Origin of the sequence: Deinococcus rubellus (assembly GCF_025244745.1) — a bacterium.
GTDB lineage: Bacteria > Deinococcota > Deinococci > Deinococcales > Deinococcaceae > Deinococcus > Deinococcus rubellus.
The window spans coordinates 2,176,722-2,200,167 of record NZ_CP104213.1; the positions used below are offsets into that span (position 1 = coordinate 2,176,722).

Below are 23,446 nucleotides of genomic sequence, written 5' to 3' on the forward strand. Positions count from 1 at the left end.
TACCCGCCGACCCCGCCAAGCGCCTCGGTGACGTAAGCTAGAGACCATGAATTCCAAATTCCTGGCAACTTGTGTGCTGCTTGGCGGCCTGGCTGCCGCAGAAAACCTCACAGTGACAACCGCTCTTAAACAACAGATCACTGGCGAGGCCAGGGATTTTTCAGGGAAGAGCTGCACTACCGATTATATTGTCAAGAAAAAAACTGTACTCAGCTTGGAGTTCGCCAAAATATTCATCCAAGGCGGACAGCAAGCCATTCATCAACCAGGATTCAATATCATCAAGGAAAAGCTTTCCCAGGATGGCTTAACCTATCAATTTTACGGCACTTCCTCAGGGAACAATCTCTTCATGAAGACATTTTATGATACCAGTGCTACTTCTCCAACTATTCTCTACCATATCTGTACTCTGAAATAGAGCAAAATCGGTCTGTTGATGACTCTGTCCTGCCGATCGGATATATCAGTGCCACTTCTTTGGGGTGCTTGATACGATAGAGGAAGTCCAGCTCCAAATCGGCAGGCGACGGATACTGCCCAAACGTGCTATTACGCGTCTGACCGAGTTGCGCGTCCAGATGAAATACTTGGGGTCAACGTCCGGCTTGAGTGTCGGCCCTCTCAGACGTCCCAGAGGGTACGCGCCACCATCAGCCGCATAGGGGTCTTGCGAACAATCAAGCGCGGCTGCCACGTCACCACCCCACCTGGGCAACCCTCCGGCTTAGTCGGCAAGTACACGCTAGCGGTGTAGCTGAACGGTGAGGGCCGCCAGATGCTGCTCTGCAAGGTTGCGAGGCCAGCAAGCCCATTAGCACCGACACACACCTACAAAAAAAGCGCAACCCACCCAGGCATCATGCAAACTCATGGGTGCTGTCCAGTCGTGGGCTTGAAGATGGTCAAAATCAGCGCAATGAGTGAAACAGGTGAGCCGCCGCCCAGATATGTGATGACGTTCATCTGCCCCTCCTGCCTTGCCGCCTGAATCCGGCTGGTCTGCTCAATGGTATCCAGGCGGTCAGAGGCGGCGGTATCCACGCTGGCAACGTCGCTCTTGAGCTTGGTGATGTCGGTGCGTGGCTCGGGCACATTGTTGTCCCTGTCGCCTGAGACACTGCGTTCAAGTCGTTTTAGAGAAAAGGGCTTATATCCCCGTCCTTGAGGGCGGGGATATAAGCCCTCGGCACCGCAGGTGCCGCAAAGCTAAAGCACCGCACGGGCTAGAAATCTAGTGGTTTATCTGCTACCATGTGCATATGGCCGGAGAGCGTTCAACACGACATGCACACTTCAATTTGAACTACCATCTGGTGTTCACGCCGAAGTACCGCCGTCGTTCGTTCTTCGGCCCGTCCCGTGACCGCCTGATGGAGATTTTCACGGCTACCTGCGCTGAACGGGATTGGCTCATCCGGGGCATGGAGGTCATGCCGGACCACGTGCATGTGTTCGTGTCCTGCCCGCCGAAATGGGCACCGTCCGACATCGCCAAGATTCTGAAGGGCGTCTCAGCTCGGCTTCTCCTTCAGGAGTTCCCCGAGCTGAAGCGGCGCGGCCACCTGTGGACGAATGCCTACTACGTCGGGTCGGCGGGCAACATCTCCGCCGAGGTGATTCAGCGGTACATCGAAGGGCAGCGCAAAGGGCAGGTGGAAGACGATGGGGTTTAAGGCCATGAAATATAGGCTTTTCCCGAACGTCACGCAGGAGAAGGCGTTGGATACCACGCTGTACCTGTGCCGCCAGTTGTACAACGCGGCCCTTGAGGAACGCAGGGGAGCCTACAAGAAAAGCGGCGTCTCGGTCCGCTACTACGAACAGAAACGCGCCCTGACTGAAATCAAGGCCGACCTGCCGGAGTACAAGGGAATCCACTCCCAGGTGTTGCAGGACGTCATAGAGCGGCTGGACAAATCCTTCAAGGGATTCTTTCGGCGGGTCAAGGCAAAACAGACTGCCGGGTATCCGAGGTTCAAAGGGCGCAACCACTACGACTCCTTTACTTACCCGCAAGCGGGTAAGACGGGGGCGATGCCCCTGGAAGATTCTGGGAAGGTCGACCTCTCCAAGATTGGGAACGTGCGCTGCACGTTCCACCGTCCGCTTGAAGGGCAGGTCAAGACGGCCACCGTCAAGCGGGAGGGTGACAAGTGGTTCATCGTGTTTGCCTGCGAGGTCGAAGCTGCACCCCTCCCCGCGACGGGTGACGTGATTGGGATTGACCTCGGCACGAATCCAAACTTCCTCATCACGTCGGACGGCGAGTTCGTTCCGGCTCCCCGTCACTTCAAGAAGTCGGAGCGCAAAATTGGCCTGCTTCAGCGGGCCGCCAGCAAGAGGAAGCGGGGCAGCCGCCGCCACAAGGCGCTGAAGCGTCAGGTCGCTGCTGAGCATCGCCGGGTCGCCAATCGTCGCCGGGACTTCCACCACAAGACGGCCCGCACTCTGGTGAATCACCACGACACCGTGTTTCACGAAGACCTCAACATCATCGGGCTGGCCCGTTCCCGTACCGCCAAAGGTGTACTGGACGCGGGTTGGGCCAGCTTCATCAACATCCTCTCCCTCAAAGCTGCGAACGCTGGTCGGAGAGTTCTCGGGGTTGACCCGAAATATACGAGTCAGGACTGTCACCAGTGTGGGCATCGCCAGAAAATTAAAATCGGCCATGCCTACCTGTGTGCCAACTGCGGACTGGACATGCACCGCGATGTCCATGCCGCTTTGAATATCCTGAATCGGGGCAGGGATGCTGCCTTCTGCGAGAGCGTGCAATCTCCGGCGCTTGCTGACCAGAGAAGCCTCGCCCTTTAGGGCGGGGAGTCATCACGGCTTTCTGAAGGGTCTGAAGTGTGGCGTTGAGTTGTTGCAAATCCACGGCGGGGTCACCCATGGCCCACGATCACCAGCTCACCCGTGACGTTGCTGTAGCGCTCCGGGTCGAATTGCTCCCAGCGCCATGTAAGGCTTGTCCACAGTTCGGCGGTGGGCACGGTATTGCGGGTTTTGCCGATCTCCCACGCGCCCGCGAGCAGCTTGATCGGCTGGTACGGCGTACCCTTGCTCTTAACGTTCAGGGTGCTGGATTTGCGAACACGCAACACGGTGATGGCCGGGCAGCTGGGAGAGACGATCAGCCGCATGTGGTAAACCACACCGCCCACCTGATCGGGCAAGAGGATGAGGGCGCAGGGTGCGGGCTACTGGTTGAGCATCACGGCGGGCGCGAGCAGCGCTGCAATGGGAATCAGAATAAGTGGTTTCAAAGCGCCTCCGGCATGAATCAAGTAAAGCCGCGCCCCTGACACCTAAGCGCAGCAATGAAAAAACCGCCCGAAGGCGGCCTGTGGTTGAAGTGAGTTGTGTGCCCGGTCAGGCGCTAAAGATCGCAGCCCAGCGCTCGGAGCAGATCATCGAAGTCCACCGTATGGTCTGCCTCCGGTGGCACCTTAGGCTCTGCCTCCGGCAGCACTTGTAGCTCTGGCTTCGGCGGCACCTGCGGCTCTGGCTTTGGCGGCTGAGGCGCTGAGCGACGGGAAGACACCAGGCGGTGCATGAACTTCGGTACGATCTGCATAGAATCCTCCAGGGGCGAAAAATCTAACGTTGGACGCAATATGGCGTGAAGTTCCTTACGTCCGCATCACATCAAGATCCGCATACAGTGCTCTAGAGGGTGAAGAGTTTAACGTTAAACGCAGTATAGCGTGAATTTCCTTACATAAGAGCATCCGAGCGCAGCACATCCCAGCCCCCGCGTGGCCTGGGGGTTGGGATGTGGGTCGGGTGGCCGATAGTCGTAGCGATATGGCAGACAAAAGCCCGCGCTCAGGCGGGACGCTGTAGATGAGTTGGATGCCTGGCACGCTGCTCCCCTCTCAACGGCCAAAGTCGAGAAAAGGCTTCCTCGACTTTCCCCAGGTTGACGTTCACCTGAGCCAGCAGGTCTTTCAGGCCTGGCTTCTGAATGATGTAATCGCCCGCCTCGCCGCCGAGAATCTTTAGTGCGTCGGTGGTGTTCGAGCACATGCCCAGGAGCGTCTCGCTCTGGGCCTCGATGGCCTGCCCACTGGCTTTGAGGTCTGCTGTGGGCGACTAACCAGGCCAGAAAGCACCCTGACATTTGCACCGCCTACGACCTGCGCCCGAATGTCCAAGAGGATTTGATCGGCATCAGAGGCCATGCTTCAAGAGTCGCGTCCGGCTTGACACCCAGAGAGGCTCGAGGAGAGCGGGGTTCAGATCGCTTTGATGACCTACACACGCTGGTAAGCTCGGGTGTGATCAAAGACGATATGGCCATCCACGCTGGTATTCCAGAAAAAGCCGTGAACGCCGCACTTAAGGAACTTCGAGCCGAGGAAAGCCTTTCGGATGTGACCTGGGAAACCGCAAAGGTTCGGTCAGGACGGCCCATCAAACTTTATTTCGAGGCTGCACGCATGGACGATATTCATGCAGCAAAAAAACGCTTGGAACAGCTTCTGGACGCTAAGGGTTTTGATCTGTACCCGTGATCGTGTTCGTCGCAAGGGAAGTGACGCATTCTTCCTCCCAAACTGGCCAACCCCTCGTAAGATGGGGTCAAGCTGAACTCAGAAGCGATCTCTTAAATTTATGCTTCCTGAAGCCAGTCTTTTGAACTTGCGATCTGAAGTGTCTACTTGCTATGTTCTCTCTTATGTCTTATACGAAACTCAGTGAGCAGGTCGCCAAACTCGCCAATCCACAGCGCAGTGATAGCTTCGTCAAAGCCTTCAAGGAGGCGGTAAGAGAGGGACAGTTCGAAGCGGCCTATATGAATACCGAGCGGTTTCAGCTGCCCAAAGAGTTCAGCCGCCGGAACAGCGACGAGACGTACAGCCGCAACGTGCGCGAGATGATCTTTGAGGCCAGCCCTGAGTTCGACACCTGGTTTGAAGAGGTGAACCGGAGCCTCGCTGCGAACCGCACTGGCGGCAAGATCAAGACCAGTGTCGAGAACATCAGCGCAGGCCTGGTGGATTTCAAGGCATTGGCCGCTGAAACGCGTCAGAAAATGCAGGCCAGCTTTGAGAAGGGCCAGCACTTAGGCAGCAGCCGTGCCGGGCGCAAGGCCGCACCGAAAGCCGCCGCAAAGAAATCCAAGAGGTAAACGCTATCAAGCAACAAGCCCCGGCACTTAAGCTGGGGCTTTCTCCTTCTGGCTCACTCCGATTTGCTTTTCGTCTTCTCCTGATAATGCCGCTCGTCTTCCACCACGTTGGCCCAGGGTATGGTCGCATGTCCAAGACCAGCGATTCGTGAGGCTCAGCCTCGTTGATCGTCAGCAGCATGTATGGGCGGCAACCGTAGACGCGTGCAGGCTTACCGCGTGCCTTATCAGGAAGCGCCTGCGCTGCGGCGACCACCTTCTCTTCCGGGACACTGAACTCTTGGTGTTCTACCACCTGAACGCCTCCGGCCTCGGAGCGTCCAGCCAGTGTCAGCTTCACCAGTTCCTGCTAACCGCGCTCGGCGAGGCGTTCCAGTTGGAACCCGTCACGCGCAACGTGGCCGAGCTGGTCCGGCCCAACCCACCCAAGCGGCGCGAAGAAGGCGAGTTGGCGAACTTCACGCCGGAGGAAGCTGCGCTATTGCTAGCATCAGTGCAAGCCGACCACCGGGGCGAGTGGTTCGTCTTCGCGCTCAGCACCGGGATACGATGCGGCGAACTTTTCAGCCTGCGCTGGCAGGACATCAACTGGAAGTCCAGCACCCACAGCGTCAGTGAGATGGTGGTCGATGATGATGGGCGCGTGATCATCTTCGGCCCAAGACCGCCAACAACAAGCGCACTGTGCATCTCTCCCCGAAAACCATGCAGCTCCTGACCGCGCACCGTGAGCGCCAGACCCAGCAGCATGTCCTGCTGCTGATCTGCGAGGCGGCAGGCGTGCGGACGCTGCCGGCTCACGACCTGCATCACACCTATGCTTCGCTGAGTCTGCGGCGCGGCATTCCGGTAGAGGTAGTCAGCAAGCAGCTCGGTCACTCGTCAGTGGCCTTTCCATTGCGCCAGTACCGTACGGTGTACGTCGGTGAGTGCGAAGCCTGGGCGCTGAACCTGAGCGACATGCTGAAAGAAGCGGTTACGCACGGGTTACGCCGAATGGGCATTCTAAGCTTATTTTCAACTCTAGCAGAAACGAAAAAACCCGCACTGGGCGGGTATTTTCTTGTGGTGGGCGGTGAGGGATTCGAACCCCCGACCCGTCGCGTGTAAAGCGAAAGCTCTACCGCTGAGCTAACCGCCCCTACCAATCAATACAGGCATAGGCAGTTTACGGGGCGACGGCGAGCAAATCAAGCGCCGACCGCTGCGCCATCAGCTTACCCGCGCGGCCAGCTCATCGAGGTGCGCCTTGTCCTCCACCCGGCGCACCTGCGGGCTGAGCAGCGCCCACAGCGTGACCACGACGGCCCCCGCGCCCAGCACCGCCACCACCGGCCCTGGAGCAAAGCGGGCCGAGAGCAGGCTGAACATCACCATGCTGATGGGAATGGACGATCTGCCCACCACCATCCGAACGCTGAACACCCGGCCCTGAAACTCGCGCGGCACCTGTGACATCCAGATGGCCGCCGAGTGCGCCCCGGCAACCGGAAAGGCCAGACCGAAGATCAGCAACGCAGCGCAGGTCAGCGGCAAAGAACGCGATAGGCCCATCACCATGACGGCCAGCGCCTGAATGAGCAGGGGCCCCAGCAGGCCGTAGATGCGCCGCCGCTTGAGGCCGCCCCAGGTGCTGATAATCAGCCCGCCCAACAGCGTGCCGACGCCGGTGACGGTGGTCATCAGGGCGTAGCCTGTCTCGAAACTCATGCCGCGCTGCACGATGTCGGCGTCGAGCGTGAAGCGGGCCAGCAGGGTCTCGTAGAGATTGACACCCGCCGTGGCGAAATTGACGGCAGTCAGGGTGAGCAGCAGCAGCAGCAGCGGGCGGCGACAGCCCACATAGTGCCAGCCCAGCTTGAAATCAGCCCAGAAGTCAGTTTTTGCGCCGGGTTCGGGCCGCTCCTGGGGACTGGGAATCACCAGCATAAGCAGCACCAATGCAGCCACCACGAAACTCAGGGTATCGAGTGCCATCACCAGGGCGGTGCCGTTGGTCAGGTTCCACAGCCCGCCACTGAGGTGCTGCGGCAGGGCGATGATCAGCGCAGCCAGCGCGGGCGCAGCGATGGCCCCAGCACTGTAGGTGGTCTGCATCATGCCGCTGGCGCGGGCAAGCTGGTGGTCGGGCAGCAGCATGGCGTAGCTGGCCTCGAAAGCGCTCTCGTGAAATACCGCCGCCACCCGGCCCAGCACGACGCCGAGCAGCAGCAGTGGCACGTTCAGCGAACCGCTCCAGATCATCAGGGTAATCAGCAGCGACACCACGGCGCTCAGGGCGTCGCAGCTCAGCATGATAGCGCGGCGGCTGTAGCGGTCTGTGAACGACCCGGCAAACGGCGCGAGGACGATCTGCGGCAGCGAGGTCAGCAGGCCCAGTGCACCGACCATCAACGCCAGTTGCGCCCGCTGCGAGTCGGCAGCGTAGACCACCGTGGTGAAGTAGATGGTGATGGCAAACCAGGCCACGTTGGTGGCCAGCAAACTGAGCGACTGCGACGCCCACAGAGTCAGGAAAGTGCGCCAGCCTCCCGGCACAGCTACAGGCGTATCCATTGTCATTCGTTCAGAAGTATACGCACCCATAGGGCAGGCAGCGGTGCTCAAGGGAAGCGTTCATCAGGGCTTTACAGATGACAAAAAAGCGGGCCACTGCGCCTGGCAGGTGGCCCGACTCTTCCCTCTTCAGTTATCAGACGGTTTGGTCGGTGGTGCCGCGCTGACTGGCGAGTGCGCCGCCGCCGCGCACCTGCGAGAGATCGACTGCGCCGCTGCGCTTGAGGATGCTCAGGGCCTCGTCGGACTTGTTGCCGCGCTCGCTACGGGCCACCACCAGCACGTGCCCAGAGCGGATGCCCGCGTCGTAGGCCTCAGCGTCGGCAGCAGGAATGCCGAACTGGCGCAGCAATTTGACGTAGTCGCCGTGATCGGTTCCGGCCAGCGCCCCGAAGATGCCGCCCATGCCGCCGCCGCCCAGCACACCGAACAGCGCGGTGTAGAGACCGCCCATCGAGTAGATGCGGGTTTCAGGAATCAGCCAGATCAGCGCCCAGACGGGTAGGGCAATGGCCAGACCCGCCATGATGCCCAGCCCCATGCCGCGCAGCACACCGCTGACGCCTGCCGGTGCACCCTGCTCCGGCGAGATGCCGGTGTCCTGGGCGATATCATTCTCGGCCACGGGGTCATTGATACTGAAACCCAGATTGTCACGGTCAAAGCCGCGCGCTGCCAGATTCTGCAATGCCGTCTTGGCCTGGGCAGGTTCGCTAAAGAGTGCCACAACGCTTTCCATAGCAGCGTTTTATCACGCCGGAGTGGGGGGAAGCCAGGGTCAAAGCGGCAGTGGAGGTGTACGGAAGTGTTCATGAGCGGGGTGGAGATCAAGGCTTACGGTGCCAAGCACTCTCCCATTCCTGACGCGGACCGCCTGGTCATACTGGCTTTTTATCTGGATGAGGAACAAGTGACCACTGCCGCTGGCATTCAGCAGGCCAACCTCAGCCAGTTGCTCCAAATAGCGTGGCTCAGTAGCTAACGGGCGTAGACTCAGGCATCCGTGTATGTTGGTTTCGGCAAAACGCCGTGCTGGACGGGCTTTCTGAAACTAACAGGTAGACAACTTTTCACTCACCAGCTACTGAATCAAGTGGTTGGCTGTTAGTTCACTCCCACTCAATCGTCGCAGGCGGCTTGCCGGTGATGTCGTAGACCACCCGGTTCACCTCATGCACCTGATTGACGATGCGGCTGCTCATGGTGCCGAGGAAGTCATACGGCAACCGCGCCCATTCGGCAGTCATGAAGTCGCCTGTAGTGACAGCCCGCAGCGCCACCGTGTAGCTGTACGTCCGCTCGTCGCCCATCACGCCGACGCTCTGAATGGGTGTCAGCACGGCCAGCGCCTGTGAGCAGGTGTCGTAGAGGCCGAACTCGCGCAGGCCCGAAATGAAGATGTCGTCCACCCGCTTGAGAATGTCCAGCTTCTCGGGCGTCACCTCACCCAGAATGCGGATGCCCAGGCCGGGGCCGGGAAAGGGGTGACGCATCCGCACGGGGTCGGGCAGGCCCAGCAGGGCGGCAATCTCGCGCACCTCGTCTTTGAAGAGGGTGCGGAACGGCTCCACCAGCTTGAAGGCCAGATCGTCCGGCAGGCCGCCGACGTTGTGGTGGCTCTTGATGTTGGCCGCGCCAGACTTGTCGCTGCTCAGGCCACCCGCCGACTCGATCACGTCTGGATAAAGCGTGCCCTGCGCCAGAAAATCAAAGGGGCCGTACTCGCGGGCCTCGCGCTCAAAGGCCCGGATGAACTCGCGTCCGATGATCTTGCGCTTCTGCTCGGGGTCGGATACACCCGTCAGAGCACCCAGAAACTCCTGAGTGGCGTCCACCGTGACCAGATGCACGCCCAGCGGCGTCAGCGCCGCTTCGACCTGCTCACGCTCGCCGAGGCGCAGCAGGCCGTGATCGATGAACACCGCCGTCAGCCTGTCGCCAATGGCGCGGGCCAGCAGCAGGCCCAGCGTGGAGCTGTCCACCCCGCCGGAAATGGCGAGCAGCACCCGCCCGTCGCCGACTTGCGCCTTCACCTCGTCTATCAGTTCCTCGACGATGTGCGCCGCTGTCCAGTCGCGGGCCGCCCCGCAGATGGTCAGGAAATTGGCGAGCAGTTGGCCGCCTTTGGGCGTGTGAACCACTTCCGGGTGAAACTGAACGCCGTAGCGCCGGGTCACGGGGTTTTCAATGGCGGTGACGGGCGTGTCTTCGGTCTCGGCCACCACCTCGTAGCCCTGCGGGAGCTGGGTCACACTGTCGGAGTGACTCATCCAGGCCACGAACTCGCCCTGAATGCCCTCAAAGAGTTGCCCGCCGTAGCGCGTCAGATCGGCCTTGCCGTACTCGCGCTTGCCCGCCCGCCTGACCTCGCCGCCCGCCTGATGTGCGAGGAACTGCATCCCGTAACAGACACCCAGAATCGGCATGCTGAGGTCAAGCACACCATCGGCAGGGCGCGGCGCGTTCTCGTCGTAAACGCTGCTGGGGCCGCCCGACAGCACCAGGCCCACCGGATTTTCCTGCTCAATACGCTCCAGCGGCGCGTTGCCGGGCAAAATGACGCTGTAGGTGCCGAGTTCACGGAAGCGCCGGGCGATCAGGCGGGTGTACTGGCTGCCGAAGTCGAGGATGACGATGCTCACCCACCCATTGTAGGGACACGTCGACGAATCAAGAAAGGCGAAGGGCCGCCCCTGGGCCTGGGGCCACAAGTCAGGGCAGGCCAAATGCTTCTGGCAAAAGCCAGGGCGACTTCACTCCCCTCTCAACGCCGCCGCCTGGATAGAACATGGTGAAGCCAGCGACTTCCGAGGAGATCATCATGCCGGACCAGAACCGGGATGATCCGCGTTTCAAGGTGCAGCCCACACCAGAAACCGGGCAGACAGACGCCTGGACGCCCGTTTCGGACGACAAAATGCAGCCAGACAGCAGCGGTCAGCATGGGCGACCCACCGACGATTCCGACCCCGGCCATAGCCGAGCGTCGCCGATCCCGTTTAGAGAAAAGGGCTTATATCCCCGCCCTGAAGGACGGGGATATAAGCCCTCGGCACCGCAGGTGCCGCAAAGCTAAAGCACCACACGGGCTAGAAATCTAGTGGTTTATCTGCTACCATGTGCATATGGCCGAAGAGCGTTCAACACGACATGCACACTTCAATTTGAACTACCATCTGGTGTTCACGCCGAAGTACCGCCGTCGTTCGTTCTTCGGCCCGTCCCGTGACCGCCTGATGGAGATTTTCACGGCTACCTGCGCTGAACGGGATTGGCTCATCCGGGGCATGGAGGTCATGCCGGACCACGTGCATGTGTTCGTGTCCTGCCCGCCGAAATGGGCACCGTCCGACATCGCCAAGATTCTGAAGGGCGTCTCAGCTCGGCTTCTCCTTCAGGAGTTCCCCGAGCTGAAGCGGCGCGGCCACCTGTGGACGAATGCCTACTACGTCGGGTCGGCGGGCAACATCTCCGCCGAGGTGATTCAGCGGTACATCGAAGGGCAGCGCAAAGGGCAGGTGGAAGACGATGGGGTTTAAGGCCATGAAATATAGGCTTTTCCCGAACGTCACGCAGGAGAAGGCGTTGGATACCACGCTGTACCTGTGCCGCCAGTTGTACAACGCGGCCCTTGAGGAACGCAGGGGAGCCTACAAGAAAAGCGGCGTCTCGGTCCGCTACTACGAACAGAAACGCGCCCTGACTGAAATCAAGGCCGACCTGCCGGAGTACAAGGGAATCCACTCCCAGGTGTTGCAGGACGTCATAGAGCGGCTGGACAAATCCTTCAAGGGATTCTTTCGGCGGGTCAAGGCAAAACAGACTGCCGGGTATCCGAGGTTCAAAGGGCGCAACCACTACGACTCCTTTACTTACCCGCAAGCGGGTAAGACGGGGGCGATGCCCCTGGAAGATTCTGGGAAGGTCGACCTCTCCAAGATTGGGAACGTGCGCTGCACGTTCCACCGTCCGCTTGAAGGGCAGGTCAAGACGGCCACCGTCAAGCGGGAGGGTGACAAGTGGTTCATCGTGTTTGCCTGCGAGGTCGAAGCTGCACCCCTCCCCGCGACGGGTGACGTGATTGGGATTGACCTCGGCACGAATCCAAACTTCCTCATCACGTCGGACGGCGAGTTCGTTCCGGCTCCCCGTCACTTCAAGAAGTCGGAGCGCAAAATTGGCCTGCTTCAGCGGGCCGCCAGCAAGAGGAAGCGGGGCAGCCGCCGCCACAAGGCGCTGAAGCGTCAGGTCGCTGCTGAGCATCGCCGGGTCGCCAATCGTCGCCGGGACTTCCACCACAAGACGGCCCGCACTCTGGTGAATCGCCACGACACCGTGTTTCACGAAGACCTCAACATCATCGGGCTGGCCCGTTCCCGTACCGCCAAAGGTGTACTGGACGCGGGTTGGGCCAGCTTCATCAACATCCTCTCCCTCAAAGCTGCGAACGCTGGTCGGAGAGTTCTCGGGGTTGACCCGAAATATACGAGTCAGGACTGTCACCAGTGTGGGCATCGCCAGAAAATTAAAATCGGCCATGCCTACCTGTGTGCCAACTGCGGACTGGACATGCACCGCGATGTCCATGCCGCTTTGAATATCCTGAATCGGGGCAGGGATGCTGCCTTCTGCGAGAGCGTGCAATCTCCGGCGCTTGCTGACCAGAGAAGCCTCGCCCTTTAGGGCGGGGAGTCATCACTCGGAGCCAATCCGGGAACAGATGCAACCCAGGCCGCCCAGTTTGAGGCATGATGAACCTCATGACGACTTCAGATCAGACCGCCCCCAACCCCGCCAACATCTACACCGCCGCCGCCACCGCCGAGGGCGGGCGGGCCGGACACATCAGCAGCAGCGACGGCCACCTGAAGCTCGACCTGAGTGTGCCCAAAGAAATGGGCGGCGAGGGCGGCAGCGGCACCAACCCCGAGCAGCTCTTCGCGGCGGGCTACGCGGCCTGCTTTCAGGGCGCGATGGGCGTGGTCGGGCGGCGCATGAAGGTGGACACCGCCCAGAGCGAGGTCACCGCCGAGGTGGGCCTGCAAAAGTCCGGCCTGGCCTTCAAGCTCGACGTGGAACTGCGCGTCAGGATTCCCGGCATGGACCGTGCCACCGCCGAGGAAGTCGTCAAGGCGGCCCACAGCGTCTGTCCCTACAGCGTGGCGACCCAGGGCAACGTGGACGTGCGCCTGGTTGTCCTCGACTGAATCCTGTCAACCAGCCCTGATCCAGCCGGGCCGCACCGTCTTCCATGGCCGTGCGGCCCGGCTTTATCTTTGTGGATCTGCTGAAGGCGCGCCTGTGGCACTGGCCCCTCTCACGCGCCGCAGTGACGGGATGGCGTCACCCGTGAAGTTCACCTTTTCTCGCAGTCCAGACCGGCCATTGGTGTACACTGAACACTGTTGCCTGACGGTCAAGCGTGGCCGCAGGACGTGCAGCGAAACCCACAAACCGAAGCGGGGTGGGTCAAGCTCGTGAATTCGTTCACAGGAGAAAGGACATGAAAACCATCATTCTCGGCGCTGGTTACGCGGGCCTCGCGGTGGCGACCAAGCTCAAGCCCCACCCTGACCTCGACGTCACTCTGGTCGAACAAAACCCCTACCACACCTTCGAGACCCGTCTGCATGAGGCGGCGGCCCACAACACCAAGGTGACGGTGCCGCTCGCGCCGCTGCTGCGCGGCACCGGAGTCAAGCTCGATCTGGCCGTCATCAGCGAGGTCAACCTCGATACCAAAGAGGTCAAGACCAAAGACGGCCCCACCTACCACTACGACACCCTGATCGTGGGCCTGGGATCGGTGACCAACTTCTACCGCATTCCGGGGCTGGCCGAGAACGCCGCCGAACTCAAGGAACTCAAGGACGCCGATCAGATCTTCGATTACGTCAACCGCACCTACGACGCGGGCTACAGCGGCAACCGCGACATCGTGGTGGGCGGCGCAGGCCTGACTGGCGTAGAACTCGTCACCGAGCTGGCGCAGCGCAACGAGTCGCTGAGCAAAGCGCGCGGCATCGCCCCGTTCAAGATTTACCTGGTCGAAGCGGGCCCGGCCATCCTGCCGGTCATCGACGCTGCCCTGCGCGTCAAGGCCGAGAAGGTGCTGCGTGACTACGGCATCGAGATTCTGACCGGCAACCGCTTGATGCAGGCCACTGCCGACAGCGTCACGGTGCAGACCGCCGACGGCCAGCAGCGCGTCATCGCCGCGGGCAAGATCATCTGGACCGGCGGCATTCAGGCGCGCGACATCGTCAAGGCCCAGAACATCAAGAAGGGCCCCGGCGGACGCATCGTGGTGGACAACGACCTGCGGATTCCCGAGTACCCCGACGTGTTCGTGGTCGGCGACATGAGCCTGGCGCTCAATCAGCAGGACAAGCCGGTGCCCACCACTGCCCAGCACGCCGGGCAGCAGGGCCGCCTGACCGGCGACAACCTGATGCGGATGGTGCGCGGTCAGCCGCTGCATGCCTACGTGCCCAGCACCCTGGGCGAGTTCGTCAGCCTGGGCGGCATCATGGCCGTCGGCTGGATGAAGTTGCCCTGGAACCAGAAGCTCGCCATCACCGGCGGCCTGGCCCACGTGATGAAGCGCGCCTCCGAGTGGAGATGGCGGGCCAGCATCGAGTAACAGCTTTCGATTTGACTTTCAGGAGTGGACACGGCGTCCGCTCCTTTTTTGGGTTCGAGCAGACCAACACCCACCCGGGCGAGATGTCGCTGAAACGGGTTCCGTTTAGTTCTACTCCTGTCGGTCAGATTGAATCCTTTTCTAACAACGATTCAATCCGCGTCCGGATGACCTCCGGTCCGGTCCGGCGTGTACTGGCAACAGAGAAGGTCAGACACGCTACACTGCTCAATATATGTTGCGGGGCGACCTGACTGAATTTCCACTTCTGAACGTGCTCCAGATGCTGACCAACGGCGCGGCGAGCGGTAGGGTACACGTCTCGCATCCGCGCGGCGGCGATCTGTGGTTGCAGGGCGGCGAGGTCGTTCACGCCGAAGCGCTCACCCGTGAAGGCGACGATGCCCTCGATCTGCTGGCCTCGGTCAACGGCGGCGAGTTCACCTTCGACCCGGCGCAGCCTGCGCCCAAGCGCACTGTCGAGATGCGGCGCACATCGCTGCTGAGGCATCTCAGCGTCAGCAGCGACGACTGGCGCGAGTTGCTGCGCTTCTTTCCCTACTGGGACCGCCCGCTGACCTTCACACCGCGCTGGTCCGAACAGCAGCCGGTGACCCGCTCGCAGTTTCGCACCCTCAATCAGGTGGGCAAGCTGCCGCTGGGCGATCTGGTGGCCCAGAGCGATCTCTCGCCGCGCGCCACCCTGGAACTGCTGCGCCCTTTCGTGCAGTCGGGCCTGGTCGATTCCGGCGCACGCCTCTGAACAGCCTGGCGCAGGCCCTTTCAGCGCAGATCTCCGCTTCGTGACCTCGCCGGGCGGGCCAGCGGCCTTCGCCCAGGGCTGAGCGGTGCCCGCGCCCACCTCGCTTCGCACCATCTGCACCGTGCCGCTGACGCCTGGCCACAATCCGCACGACCCGGCGCTGTGGGAGCGGGTCTTCCGGGGCTGGCAGGTGCGGTGGCTGCCCGGCTCAGAACCCGGTGCAGATGTGGAGCGGGCCGTCGCGCTCGTCAAGACCGAAGACCAGGCGCAGGTGCGGCGCGGCGCGCTCGTCTATGCCCGCTGGCCGCAGGCGGACTTGGCCCTGCCTGCGCTGGTCAATCTCACGGACGACAGACAGTTCGTGACGGTGCGGGTCTTCGCCACGTATCTCACTGAAGTTCAGCGCCTCGCCGAACAGCTCACCGAAGCGATGCTGCGCGAGTCGGCCTTCGATTTCGGGCCGGGCGTACGGGTGTCGCTGGCCATCAGCGTCGGCGGCGTGCGGGCCGATCTGACCAGCGGGCGGGTGCAGGTGCGGCACGGCAGCGCCCTGAAAGGCTTTTACGACACCAACAAATATGCGCTCAACACCACCCTGGTCGTGCTGATTTCGACCCTGCTGATTTTCGTGCTGGTCACGCCGGACGGCAACTTCACGCCGCTGGACAAGTTCTACGGCCTGATGGAGCGTATTCTTTCGGCCGTACTGCTCAACAGCCTGCTGCTGGCCTCGCAGTTTCTGTTTTTTGCCCGTCACCGCCGCGTCATCGACTGGGAAAAGCCCTGATACCGCCGGACGTGGCAGACTGGCCGCATGCCCCGTATCTGGAAATTCGGCGACAGCGTCAACACCGACGACATCCTGCCCGGCAAGTTCGCTCCATTCATGGCCGGTGAGGACCTGTTTCAGACCTACGCCTTTCACTACATCCGCCCAGAGTTCGCCGCCGAGGTGCGGCCCGGCGACGTGCTGATCGGAGGCCGCAACTGGGGCCTGGGCAGCAGCCGCGAGTACGCCCCGGCGGCCCTCAAGAAACTGGGGGTGGGCGGCATCATCGCGCCGAGCTTCGCCCGCATCCATTACCGCAACCTGCTCAACCTCGGCATTCCCGCCTTCGAGGCCGATCTGCTCGGTTCTCTCAACGACGGTGACGAGGTGACGCTCGATATTGAGACCGGTAGACTCACACGCAGCGCAGACACCTTTCAGCTGACCCCGCCGCCCGCCTTTCTGACCGAGGCGCTCAAGGAAGGCAGCATTCTGGCGTTCTACAAAAAGCACCAGCGCTTTCCCGGCGAGCCGCCCACTCCAGATCAGGCGTGAGGGCAAGGTAAACTGAACCTATGGCTATTCTGGAAATTGACTGCCCCGTTTGCGGGGAGGTGCTGGAACTCACCGGCGAGGACCGAAGCGAACTCGAAGTCGGTGACGCCATCGTCTGCGAGAACTGCAATGCCGAGATGGAAGTGGTCCGCAACGAGGGCCAGGATTTCGAGGTCGAACTGCTGGGCATTCTGACGACCTGTCCCAACTGCCACCAGGAATTCGACGTAACCGAGGAGATGCTGGCCGCCGCTCCCACCGTGCAGGACGGGAGCGGCCAGGAAACCAGCCTGGTGCGCTGCCCACACTGCCAGGCCGGGGTGGAGCTTTCGTTTGAGGAACAGCCGGAAGACCAACTCGGAACCTGAGCTTACCCGTTTCGGGTTGCGGTCTAGGCAATTCCGTTTGAAAAGCAAAAGCCGTTGTAACCTATCAAGCGCAAAGGGACCCACTGGGTTCAGGAGGAAACTATGGCAACCATCAAATTCGAAAGCCCCGAGAGCGGCGCGATCATCGAACTCGACAACCCCGAACTCGGCGAACTGGTCATTGACGAAGACACCGGCGCAGAGCTGGAAGTCGTCAGCCTCGACCCCCCGCGCCTGGCCCCGGCTCCGCAAGAAGCCGAGGACTGGGGAGAGTGAGGACTGAGGCCAGGGCAGCCACCCGCCGCCCTGGCCTCGTTTTCTCAGCACAGCTATGGCCGAACTTGCTGTTCTTTATGACCGCGTGCGCCCCGACGAGAAGATGCTCTTCGAAGCGCTCGACGGCCTCGGCGTGCCCTACGACAAGGTGTTCACGCCGCAACTGAGCGTGACCTTCCCCGACGGCAAGAACGCGGGCGATCAGGTGCCGTGGAAGGTGGCGCTGGAACGCTGCGTCTCGCAGTCGCGCGGCCACGCCGTGACGCGGGCGCTCGAAGGTTTGGGCGTGCGGGTCATCAACCCCAGCCACGTGATCGAGTTGTGCGGCGACAAGCTGGCGACCAACGCCGCCATGAGCCGGGCCGGGTTGCCGACGCCGAAAACCGGTGTGGCCTTCACGCCCGAGAGCGCCCTGGCACTGATCGAGCGCATCGGCTACCCGGTGGTCATGAAGCCCACGGTGGGCAGCTGGGGGCGGATGGTCAGCAAGCTCAATGACCGCGACGCCGCCGAAGCCGTGATCGAGCATAAGGACGTGCTGGGAGGCCCACAACACCAGATCTTTTATGTTCAGGAACTCATTCAGAAGCCCGAGCGCGATATCCGCGCCTTCGTGGTGGGCGGCGAGTGCATCGGAGCGATCTACCGCACCAGTGAACACTGGATCACCAACACGGCGCGCGGCGCGAAGGCCAGCAAGTGCGAGCTGACCCCGGAAATCACCGAGTTGGCCCTGCGGGCGGCCAAGGCGGTCGAGGGCGAGATCGTGGCGATTGATCTGGTGGAAGACCCAGCGCGGGGCCTGCTGGTCATCGAGATCAACCACACCATGGAATTCAAGAACTCGGTCAGCACCACCGGGGTCAACATTCCCCGCTTGATGGGCGAGTACGCCATCCGGCAGTTGGGGCAGTAGACAGTTGGCACAGTAGATCAAATTCTGAGTTTCAGATTCTGCCCGCCACCTGTGCGGGCGTTTTCATTCCCGCTCCTTCTGCGGCCCGGCCCACGCGGGCGCTCCCTGCTCAACCGCCAAACAGCCAGGCGCTAGACTGCGCGGCGTGTCCCCGCGTTCCCCGCTTCGCCTGCCGAGCCGACCTGCCAAGTCTCCTCCCGATTCCGCAGCAGCGCGGCCCGTCCGGCAGTCCCTGGGCCGCGCCTGGGGCCGCCCACTGGCTGCGCCGCTGACCCGCACCGTTCGCAGCCGCATCGAGACCGGGCGACTGGTGCTCTACAGCCTGGTGGCGGGCGGACTGGTGGGGGTGCTGGGCACGCTGCTGCGGCTGGTGCTGGGGCTGGTGCTCGACTGGGGCGCGCGAATGGTCGGCTACAGCCCGCCCGGTACTCCCGGCGAGGGCGGCCTGCTGATGGCCTTCGGAGACGCCGCGCCCTACGGTCTGCTGGCCCTGCCACTGGTGGCGGTGCTGGCCGCCTGGCTGACCCGCCACAGTCCCTCGGACCCGCTCTCGGAAGCGGTGAGCGCCTACCACCGCCGGGGCGGCACCCGGCTGAGTACCCAGCTGCGGCTGCTGGGGGCCAATCTGCTCGGCTACGGGGTGGGCCTGCCGGTGGGCCGCGACGCCAGCTTCACAGCGCTGGGCGGCTTCTCGGCCCGGCTGCTGGCCCGCTTTGGCCGCCTCAGCGTGGCCGAGGACCGAACCCTGACCCTGGCGAGCGTGGCCGCCGCACTGGGGCTGGTGCTGCACGCGCCACTGGCCGCCGCCGTGCTGATGGCCGAAGTGCTCTACAGGCGCTTCGAGTTCGAGTTCGAGGTGCTGATGCCCTGCGTGCTGGCGGCGGTCAGCGCCTACGCAGTCTACGGCCTGACCTTCGGCGCGGCCCCGCTGTTCGACGTGCCCAGCTTGCAGGCTCCCAGCGCTTTGCAACTGCCACTCTACGGCCTGATCGCGCTGGCGACGACGCTGGTGGCCTGGGTGGGGGTGTGGCTCTCGCGCCTGTGGCCCTCGGCGTGGCTGAGCGGCGGGGCGCGCCTGGTCTGGGCCGGGCTGTTCGGGCTGGCGGTGGCCGCCGCCGCGCTGTACCTGACTCCGGCAGTGCTGGGCGGCGGGGCAGGCTGGGCACAACTCTCGCTGTCGGGCTTTCTGGGCAATGAAGCGCTGGGCTATGGCGGCTGGAAATGGGTGCTGCTGGCGCTCGGCGTGCGGCTGGGCTTCGGGGGCGGGGTACTGCCGTCTATCGCCACTGGAGCACTGATCGGAGTGGGGCTGAACACCACTCTTCCCACCCTGCTCGACCCGGCGGTGTGCGCACTGGTGGGCGCGAGCGCGTACCTCACGGTGACGCTCAACATCCCGCTGGCCGCCACCCTGCTGGCCGCGACCTGGGGTGGTGACGCCCTCTTGCCCGCCGCGCTCATCTCCTCGGGCCTGGCCCACGCCCTCAGTGGGCAGTTCGGCTACGTGGACGGACAGCTCAAGGACCGCCGCACCGCCGAGATGCAGCTCATCACGCCCACCACCACCATCCTCAGCGCCGCGCCGCCGGAGAGCAGCGAGGAAGCGCTCTACCGGGTCGCTGCGCCGCCTTCATGGCTGGGAGCCAGAATCAACGTGCTGAGTCTGCCCGCCGGAGCGCAGGTCGTCGGCCTGGAGCGCGGGGAGGCGATTCTGAGTGCCACCCCCGACCTCAAGCTCGAAGAAAACGACGTGCTGGACATCGTCGCCACCGACGCCGCCTTCGGCAAGCTGCGCGAACTGCTGAACCTGGGATGAGTGGTCCGGTCTGCTAATCCAGGTTGGGCTCACCAGTCTGCGACAGTAAGCTCAGAGCGCACTGTGCGGCTGCCGCAGCACGCCGTAAGCCAGCAGCGCAATGGCCACCGCACCCGCCAACGCCAGCAGGCGTTCAAACAGGCCGCCCCAGCCCGAAGCATTGAGCAGCCCCGTCGCCACGAAAAACACCAGAAAGGCGATGGTCAGTCCCTGCACAGCGTTGGCCCACTGTCGCCACTGCGGCAGCTTCTTCATGGCCGGGGCGAGAAAAAAGCCAGCGGCAACAAACAGCATTGCGCCAACGGTACTGAGGGCCGAATCGAGTGTGCCGCCCAGATTGGCAACCTGCGCGGCGTCGCCGCATCCGGCATCGGCCAGGCGGCAGGCCAGGCGCTCGAAGGGGCTGAGCAGATCGCCCAGGCCGAAGATCGAGAGGACCAGCAGGGTGCAGCCGAGCGCCGCGCTCCAGCCCGCCGATTTGAGGGCAGGCCACAGCGAGAAGGCTGCGAACAGCACCACCGCCGCGCCGCAGAGGGTCAGCACCACCACCAGTACGGCCCCGTGCGGCGCGGTCACGGCGTACATGTCGCTGATGGAATGGGCCAGCACGCTATATCGCGGCCCCTGCCAGAGCACAGCCAGCAGCCAGCTCAGCACAAACACGATCTGGGCGCTGAGGGCGGCCCAGGCCAGCACGCGGCTGAGCGAAAGGAAACGCCTATCCATCATTTGAGACGCAGTCATTACCGGTCCTCCTGCCCTGCCCTGATGCTTGCCACCAGTCTGCGAGCCGCCCTGCGGGAAGTCAAGCCGACGTGCGCGCCGCCCTGGTGTGCAGGCCAGGACTGAAGGCGGGCTTGAGGCACCGGGTGGCCTATCATGGAGCCATGCCTGACCCAGCCTTCCGCACGCTGAGCGAGGAAGACTACCTCCGCATTGAGGAGATCAGTTCGGTCAAGCGGGAGTGTGTGGACGGTTTCGTATATGCACAGGCAGGAGCGACGAACGCCCATAATCTGATTTGTAGCAACATTCATTTCGCTCTCTACCTATCGGCACGAGCCAAAGGCTGCTTTGTCTATCCGAGTTATATGAAAGTAAGAATTAAGACGAGCAGGGGTATAAAATATTATTATCCCGATATTGCAGTCAACCGCGCCCCGCTGAATCCAGATGCGTTATATATGACTCAGCCTTGCCTCATTGTAGAGGTACTGAGCAAAGGAACACACAAGATAGACGAGTCTTACAAAGCTGAGCATTACCTCAGTCTCGATTCGTTGCAGGCTTACTTGCTGGTGGACGCCCGCAGCCGCGTCTCCGTCATTCACCGCCGCACGCCCGAAGGCTGGGTTTACTGACATCTTTCAGTTTACGCGGCGCAGCGCTGCTTCTCGTCCCAGACGGCCAAAATTTGTTGCTGTGCCCTCTCCAGCTCGAAAAGCTGCACCCAGCCGACGAACTTCTGGCGGACCTGGCGAGCAAGCGCGCCCCAGTCAGGCCAAGCGGAACCCGCTTGGCCTGATCCGGTTTGATCCAGGTGCTCGAAGTGGCAGAGCAAGAAGCAAGCCAAACTCAGGCACAGGTATCGCAAGACCCCCTGCTTGGTTTTCTGACCGAACTTCCCAAAGGCAAAGCAACTTTTCAGCGTTTTGAACAGGGCCTCGATTTTCCATCTCCGCCGTCCGGTTTGTTTCGCTGTTCTGGGTGTCCTTGAGCGGGAAGACACGAGAAAGCGCTGTTCCTGCCGCTCACCCTGCTTGGCGGGAAGCCAGACCCAGTACAGCCACAGAGGCACGCCGGGGAGACCCTTCAATTCGACCCGGCGCTGTTGCCCGGTGATGTCCTTCAGAGGCTGACCGTCCATGGTCGGCCGATCCGCCCGGACACCCACGGTGAACGCCAGTCCCGACGCCCGGACGCCGGACATGAAAGCGGCGCTGCAAAACCCGGCGTCCGCGAGCAGATGCACCTGTCTCGCCCGTGACCGCACTTCCGGGGGGAGTTGTCGAACCAGTCGCAAAGCCAAATCTGAAGGGGAGGGCGTGGCTTTACCACGCCAGATCTTCAGGCCCCAGGGCAAGCGGAGATCACCACAGCAGACGTACAGCATCACGACGTGGAGGCCACGCACGCCGTTCAGGGTGTGAATCCAACCGTCCAGTTCGGCAAACACGCCTTCTTTAGCGACGGAGGTGGTATCCACGATGATCTCGATGAGCGGTGGACGCCCCCGGCGTCCACCCAGGTACGCCTGAAACGTCCTCAAAGCGTGCTGACGCATCACCCGCAGGAGGGTTCGCAAGCTCCAGGGCTGGTGGTTGAGAAACCGGCTGATGGCCCCGGCGACTTGGCGGTGGACGCATGAAAACGAGAGAGGCCTAACGCCTCTAGAAAACAGCTCAGGACGACTTGCAGGTTGTCCCGATGCTGCTTGCGGGAACCGACAGTGAGCATGGCAGAATAAAGCTGTCCAGCACGGTCATTTTCCTTTGACACACCCTCATTTTGAGGCAGGAAGCCGTGCTGGACGTCCTTCCCTCAGCAGCTGACACTTCAAGATTTTCCTGCACTGGGAGGGAGGAAAGGCGTTTTGAGCAGTAAAAGATGTGTCCAGAACGCATCCATCCCCCAACGAATTGCGTCGCTCAGCACCCTCAGGCCGATCCTGACTTGACTTTTAGGGAGTCGTCCCCGGTTATCTCTTTTCGGCGGGTCAGCGGCCTGCTCATCTTCTCCAATCCGTAAGGTCCAGGCCAGGACGATGCACAGCAGTCCGAACAGCCTGGAAATCCGGTCCGGTGCGGTCATATGGGTCGCTTCCAGATTCAGACCTCGCGTCTTCATCGCGGAGAATGAACACTCGATCCCCCAACGCTTCCGGTAGGTCTGAAGTACGTTCCAGACGGGTAAATCCGAGATGACAATCACCCTCTCTCCCGTAGGAGAGAGGGTGGCGACCACGTTCATCCACCCGCCGTACACCCAGGTCCGCTCATACAGGGAGCGCACCTCACCCGGTTTCAGTCCTGCGAACTGATCGCGGGCTCACTCGTCGTCGATGCGGGTATTCTCCTTGATCCGTAGGCACATCCGCAGTTTCTTCCAGCGCAAGAAACTGCACCAATCCTCTCCGATGAACTCGCGATCGGCGATAAGCACCGCCCACCGCTTCGCAGGAAGCACTTGGAGCAATTTTGAGACCAGGAGGATCCGTGCGCCGGTATGGCTATTGCCCTGATGAGGGAGCACCTTCCACATCAGAGGGAGCACGACTCCACCCAGCGCGACACCGAGGACCAGGATGTTGAGCGGCGTCTTTCCGTAATGCCAATTGGTCCGGTCCATCACGAACGTGAGTTTCCCTGCGGGGAGTCAGGGGAGCAGGACGTCCAAGACGTCCTGTGGAGTGAGCTGAGCGTCATGAAATACCCGTGCCACAGTTCGGGTTTTGGATTCTGGTGAACCGGCACGTGGGATGTTCAGGGCGATCTTTCGGTGAACGGTGGACTCGGCCTGAATGATGCCGAACAGCACTTCGGACACTCTGCGGAGCGCGTCGATTCGACGGTGGGGGAGCTTGAGTTTGAGATAAGCAGTGAGCGTGTCAGCATGAAGCAGGGCGGTCGTTCGGATTGTCACAG

At 61.9% G+C, this 23,446-nt stretch carries 27 protein-coding genes, 1 tRNA gene and 1 pseudogene; 19 read left to right on the forward strand and 10 right to left on the reverse strand.

The annotated features are described in order from the left end of the window. The first annotated feature begins 46 nt into the window (after positions 1 to 46). Entirely contained in the window at positions 47 to 421 is a 375-nt protein-coding gene (locus N0D28_RS11160) for a hypothetical protein (RefSeq protein WP_260559594.1), read from the forward strand. A 449-nt stretch (positions 422 to 870) separates the two neighbouring features. Here the strand turns inward: N0D28_RS11160 and N0D28_RS11165 are convergent, their stop codons facing one another. After that, positions 871 to 1,095: a hypothetical protein gene (locus tag N0D28_RS11165; protein ID WP_260559595.1), complete on the reverse strand. Its 225-nt coding sequence runs from the start codon at positions 1,093 to 1,095 to the stop codon at positions 871 to 873. A 161-nt stretch (positions 1,096 to 1,256) separates the two neighbouring features. On the opposite strand from N0D28_RS11165, the gene tnpA (N0D28_RS11170) reads away from it, so the two are divergent. Both tnpA (N0D28_RS11170) and N0D28_RS11175 read left to right on the forward strand, forming a co-directional pair. Next, positions 1,257 to 1,676: an IS200/IS605 family transposase gene (gene tnpA / locus N0D28_RS11170; protein ID WP_446681958.1), complete on the forward strand. Its 420-nt coding sequence runs from the start codon at positions 1,257 to 1,259 to the stop codon at positions 1,674 to 1,676. A gap of 4 nt (positions 1,677 to 1,680) precedes the next feature. Then, the gene (locus N0D28_RS11175; protein ID WP_260559597.1) at positions 1,681 to 2,820 is read left to right on the forward strand and encodes an RNA-guided endonuclease InsQ/TnpB family protein; all 1,140 of its coding nucleotides are present in this window, start codon (positions 1,681 to 1,683) and stop codon (positions 2,818 to 2,820) included. A gap of 71 nt (positions 2,821 to 2,891) precedes the next feature. Here N0D28_RS11175 and N0D28_RS11180 read toward each other — a convergent pair whose 3' ends face one another. Then, positions 2,892 to 3,182 carry a hypothetical protein gene (locus N0D28_RS11180; protein WP_260559598.1) on the reverse strand — a complete coding sequence of 97 codons (291 nt, stop codon included), beginning with the start codon at positions 3,180 to 3,182 and terminating at the stop codon, positions 2,892 to 2,894. 652 nt (positions 3,183 to 3,834) lie between these two features. Then, a complete protein-coding gene (locus N0D28_RS11185; RefSeq protein ID WP_260559599.1) occupies positions 3,835 to 4,035 on the reverse strand; it encodes a hypothetical protein in 201 nt (66 codons plus the stop codon). A gap of 251 nt (positions 4,036 to 4,286) precedes the next feature. On the opposite strand from N0D28_RS11185, the gene N0D28_RS11190 reads away from it, so the two are divergent. The 3 genes from N0D28_RS11190 to N0D28_RS11200 all read left to right on the forward strand — a co-directional run bounded on the left by N0D28_RS11190 (position 4,287) and on the right by N0D28_RS11200 (position 5,858). Continuing rightward, positions 4,287 to 4,523: a hypothetical protein gene (locus N0D28_RS11190; RefSeq protein ID WP_260559600.1), complete on the forward strand. Its 237-nt coding sequence runs from the start codon at positions 4,287 to 4,289 to the stop codon at positions 4,521 to 4,523. Between the two features lie 164 nt (positions 4,524 to 4,687). Continuing rightward, positions 4,688 to 5,140 carry a hypothetical protein gene (locus N0D28_RS11195; protein ID WP_260559601.1) on the forward strand — a complete coding sequence of 151 codons (453 nt, stop codon included), beginning with the start codon at positions 4,688 to 4,690 and terminating at the stop codon, positions 5,138 to 5,140. A 280-nt stretch (positions 5,141 to 5,420) separates the two neighbouring features. Next, positions 5,421 to 5,858: a site-specific integrase gene (locus N0D28_RS11200; protein ID WP_260559602.1), complete on the forward strand. Its 438-nt coding sequence runs from the start codon at positions 5,421 to 5,423 to the stop codon at positions 5,856 to 5,858. Positions 5,859 to 6,206: 348 nt separating this feature from the next. Here the strand turns inward: N0D28_RS11200 and N0D28_RS11205 are convergent. The 4 genes from N0D28_RS11205 to guaA all read right to left on the reverse strand — a co-directional run bounded on the left by N0D28_RS11205 (position 6,207) and on the right by guaA (position 10,338). After that, positions 6,207 to 6,281: transfer RNA gene (locus N0D28_RS11205), tRNA-Val, on the reverse strand. 71 nt (positions 6,282 to 6,352) lie between these two features. Beyond that, the gene (locus N0D28_RS11210) at positions 6,353 to 7,702 is read right to left on the reverse strand and encodes an MFS transporter (RefSeq protein ID WP_260559603.1); all 1,350 of its coding nucleotides are present in this window, start codon (positions 7,700 to 7,702) and stop codon (positions 6,353 to 6,355) included. A 130-nt stretch (positions 7,703 to 7,832) separates the two neighbouring features. Next, entirely contained in the window at positions 7,833 to 8,435 is a 603-nt protein-coding gene (locus tag N0D28_RS11215) for a hypothetical protein (protein WP_260559604.1), read from the reverse strand. Positions 8,436 to 8,805: 370 nt separating this feature from the next. Then, on the reverse strand, positions 8,806 to 10,338 hold the full coding sequence (guaA, locus tag N0D28_RS11220; RefSeq protein WP_260559605.1) for a glutamine-hydrolyzing GMP synthase: 1,533 nt from the start codon (positions 10,336 to 10,338) through the stop codon (positions 8,806 to 8,808). 146 nt (positions 10,339 to 10,484) lie between these two features. Here guaA and N0D28_RS11225 point away from each other — a divergent pair, with 146 nt between their 5' ends. The 12 genes from N0D28_RS11225 to N0D28_RS11280 all read left to right on the forward strand — a co-directional run bounded on the left by N0D28_RS11225 (position 10,485) and on the right by N0D28_RS11280 (position 19,802). Beyond that, entirely contained in the window at positions 10,485 to 10,772 is a 288-nt protein-coding gene (locus N0D28_RS11225) for a hypothetical protein (RefSeq protein ID WP_260559606.1), read from the forward strand. 43 nt (positions 10,773 to 10,815) lie between these two features. After that, positions 10,816 to 11,235: an IS200/IS605 family transposase gene (tnpA, locus tag N0D28_RS11230; protein ID WP_446681959.1), complete on the forward strand. Its 420-nt coding sequence runs from the start codon at positions 10,816 to 10,818 to the stop codon at positions 11,233 to 11,235. A 4-nt stretch (positions 11,236 to 11,239) separates the two neighbouring features. Continuing rightward, positions 11,240 to 12,379 (forward strand): RNA-guided endonuclease InsQ/TnpB family protein, encoded by a 1,140-nt coding sequence (locus N0D28_RS11235; RefSeq protein ID WP_260559607.1) that lies wholly within the window; start codon positions 11,240 to 11,242, stop codon positions 12,377 to 12,379. A gap of 77 nt (positions 12,380 to 12,456) precedes the next feature. Next, positions 12,457 to 12,903 carry an organic hydroperoxide resistance protein gene (locus tag N0D28_RS11240; protein ID WP_260559608.1) on the forward strand — a complete coding sequence of 149 codons (447 nt, stop codon included), beginning with the start codon at positions 12,457 to 12,459 and terminating at the stop codon, positions 12,901 to 12,903. 296 nt (positions 12,904 to 13,199) lie between these two features. After that, the gene (locus N0D28_RS11245; protein ID WP_260559609.1) at positions 13,200 to 14,339 is read left to right on the forward strand and encodes an NAD(P)/FAD-dependent oxidoreductase; all 1,140 of its coding nucleotides are present in this window, start codon (positions 13,200 to 13,202) and stop codon (positions 14,337 to 14,339) included. A gap of 235 nt (positions 14,340 to 14,574) precedes the next feature. Next, entirely contained in the window at positions 14,575 to 15,102 is a 528-nt protein-coding gene (locus N0D28_RS11250; RefSeq protein WP_260559610.1) for a DUF4388 domain-containing protein, read from the forward strand. Positions 15,103 to 15,187: 85 nt separating this feature from the next. Beyond that, a complete protein-coding gene (locus N0D28_RS11255; protein WP_260559611.1) occupies positions 15,188 to 15,889 on the forward strand; it encodes a hypothetical protein in 702 nt (233 codons plus the stop codon). Between the two features lie 27 nt (positions 15,890 to 15,916). After that, entirely contained in the window at positions 15,917 to 16,426 is a 510-nt protein-coding gene (locus tag N0D28_RS11260) for a LeuD/DmdB family oxidoreductase small subunit (RefSeq protein ID WP_260559612.1), read from the forward strand. A 20-nt stretch (positions 16,427 to 16,446) separates the two neighbouring features. Further along, entirely contained in the window at positions 16,447 to 16,794 is a 348-nt protein-coding gene (locus N0D28_RS11265) for a zinc ribbon domain-containing protein (RefSeq protein ID WP_260559613.1), read from the forward strand. A 102-nt stretch (positions 16,795 to 16,896) separates the two neighbouring features. Beyond that, entirely contained in the window at positions 16,897 to 17,070 is a 174-nt protein-coding gene (gene lysW, locus N0D28_RS11270) for a lysine biosynthesis protein LysW (RefSeq protein WP_260559614.1), read from the forward strand. Positions 17,071 to 17,125: 55 nt separating this feature from the next. Beyond that, on the forward strand, positions 17,126 to 17,986 hold the full coding sequence (gene lysX, locus N0D28_RS11275; protein ID WP_260559615.1) for a lysine biosynthesis protein LysX: 861 nt from the start codon (positions 17,126 to 17,128) through the stop codon (positions 17,984 to 17,986). A 145-nt stretch (positions 17,987 to 18,131) separates the two neighbouring features. After that, positions 18,132 to 19,802, forward strand: coding sequence for a chloride channel protein (locus tag N0D28_RS11280; protein WP_260559616.1), 1,671 nt, complete (start codon positions 18,132 to 18,134; stop codon positions 19,800 to 19,802). Positions 19,803 to 19,853: 51 nt separating this feature from the next. On the opposite strand, the gene N0D28_RS11285 is transcribed toward N0D28_RS11280, so the two are convergent. After that, on the reverse strand, positions 19,854 to 20,546 hold the full coding sequence (locus N0D28_RS11285) for a DUF998 domain-containing protein (RefSeq protein WP_260559617.1): 693 nt from the start codon (positions 20,544 to 20,546) through the stop codon (positions 19,854 to 19,856). A gap of 143 nt (positions 20,547 to 20,689) precedes the next feature. Here N0D28_RS11285 and N0D28_RS11290 point away from each other — a divergent pair, with 143 nt between their 5' ends. Continuing rightward, on the forward strand, positions 20,690 to 21,163 hold the full coding sequence (locus N0D28_RS11290; RefSeq protein ID WP_260559618.1) for a Uma2 family endonuclease: 474 nt from the start codon (positions 20,690 to 20,692) through the stop codon (positions 21,161 to 21,163). Positions 21,164 to 21,174: 11 nt separating this feature from the next. Here the strand turns inward: N0D28_RS11290 and N0D28_RS11295 are convergent, their stop codons facing one another. Both N0D28_RS11295 and N0D28_RS11300 read right to left on the reverse strand, forming a co-directional pair. After that, positions 21,175 to 22,107 carry a transposase gene (locus N0D28_RS11295; protein ID WP_260559619.1) on the reverse strand — a complete coding sequence of 311 codons (933 nt, stop codon included), beginning with the start codon at positions 22,105 to 22,107 and terminating at the stop codon, positions 21,175 to 21,177. A gap of 251 nt (positions 22,108 to 22,358) precedes the next feature. Next, positions 22,359 to 23,444 (reverse strand): annotated as a pseudogene (locus tag N0D28_RS11300) (IS4 family transposase). Positions 23,445 to 23,446: the final 2 nt, after the last annotated feature.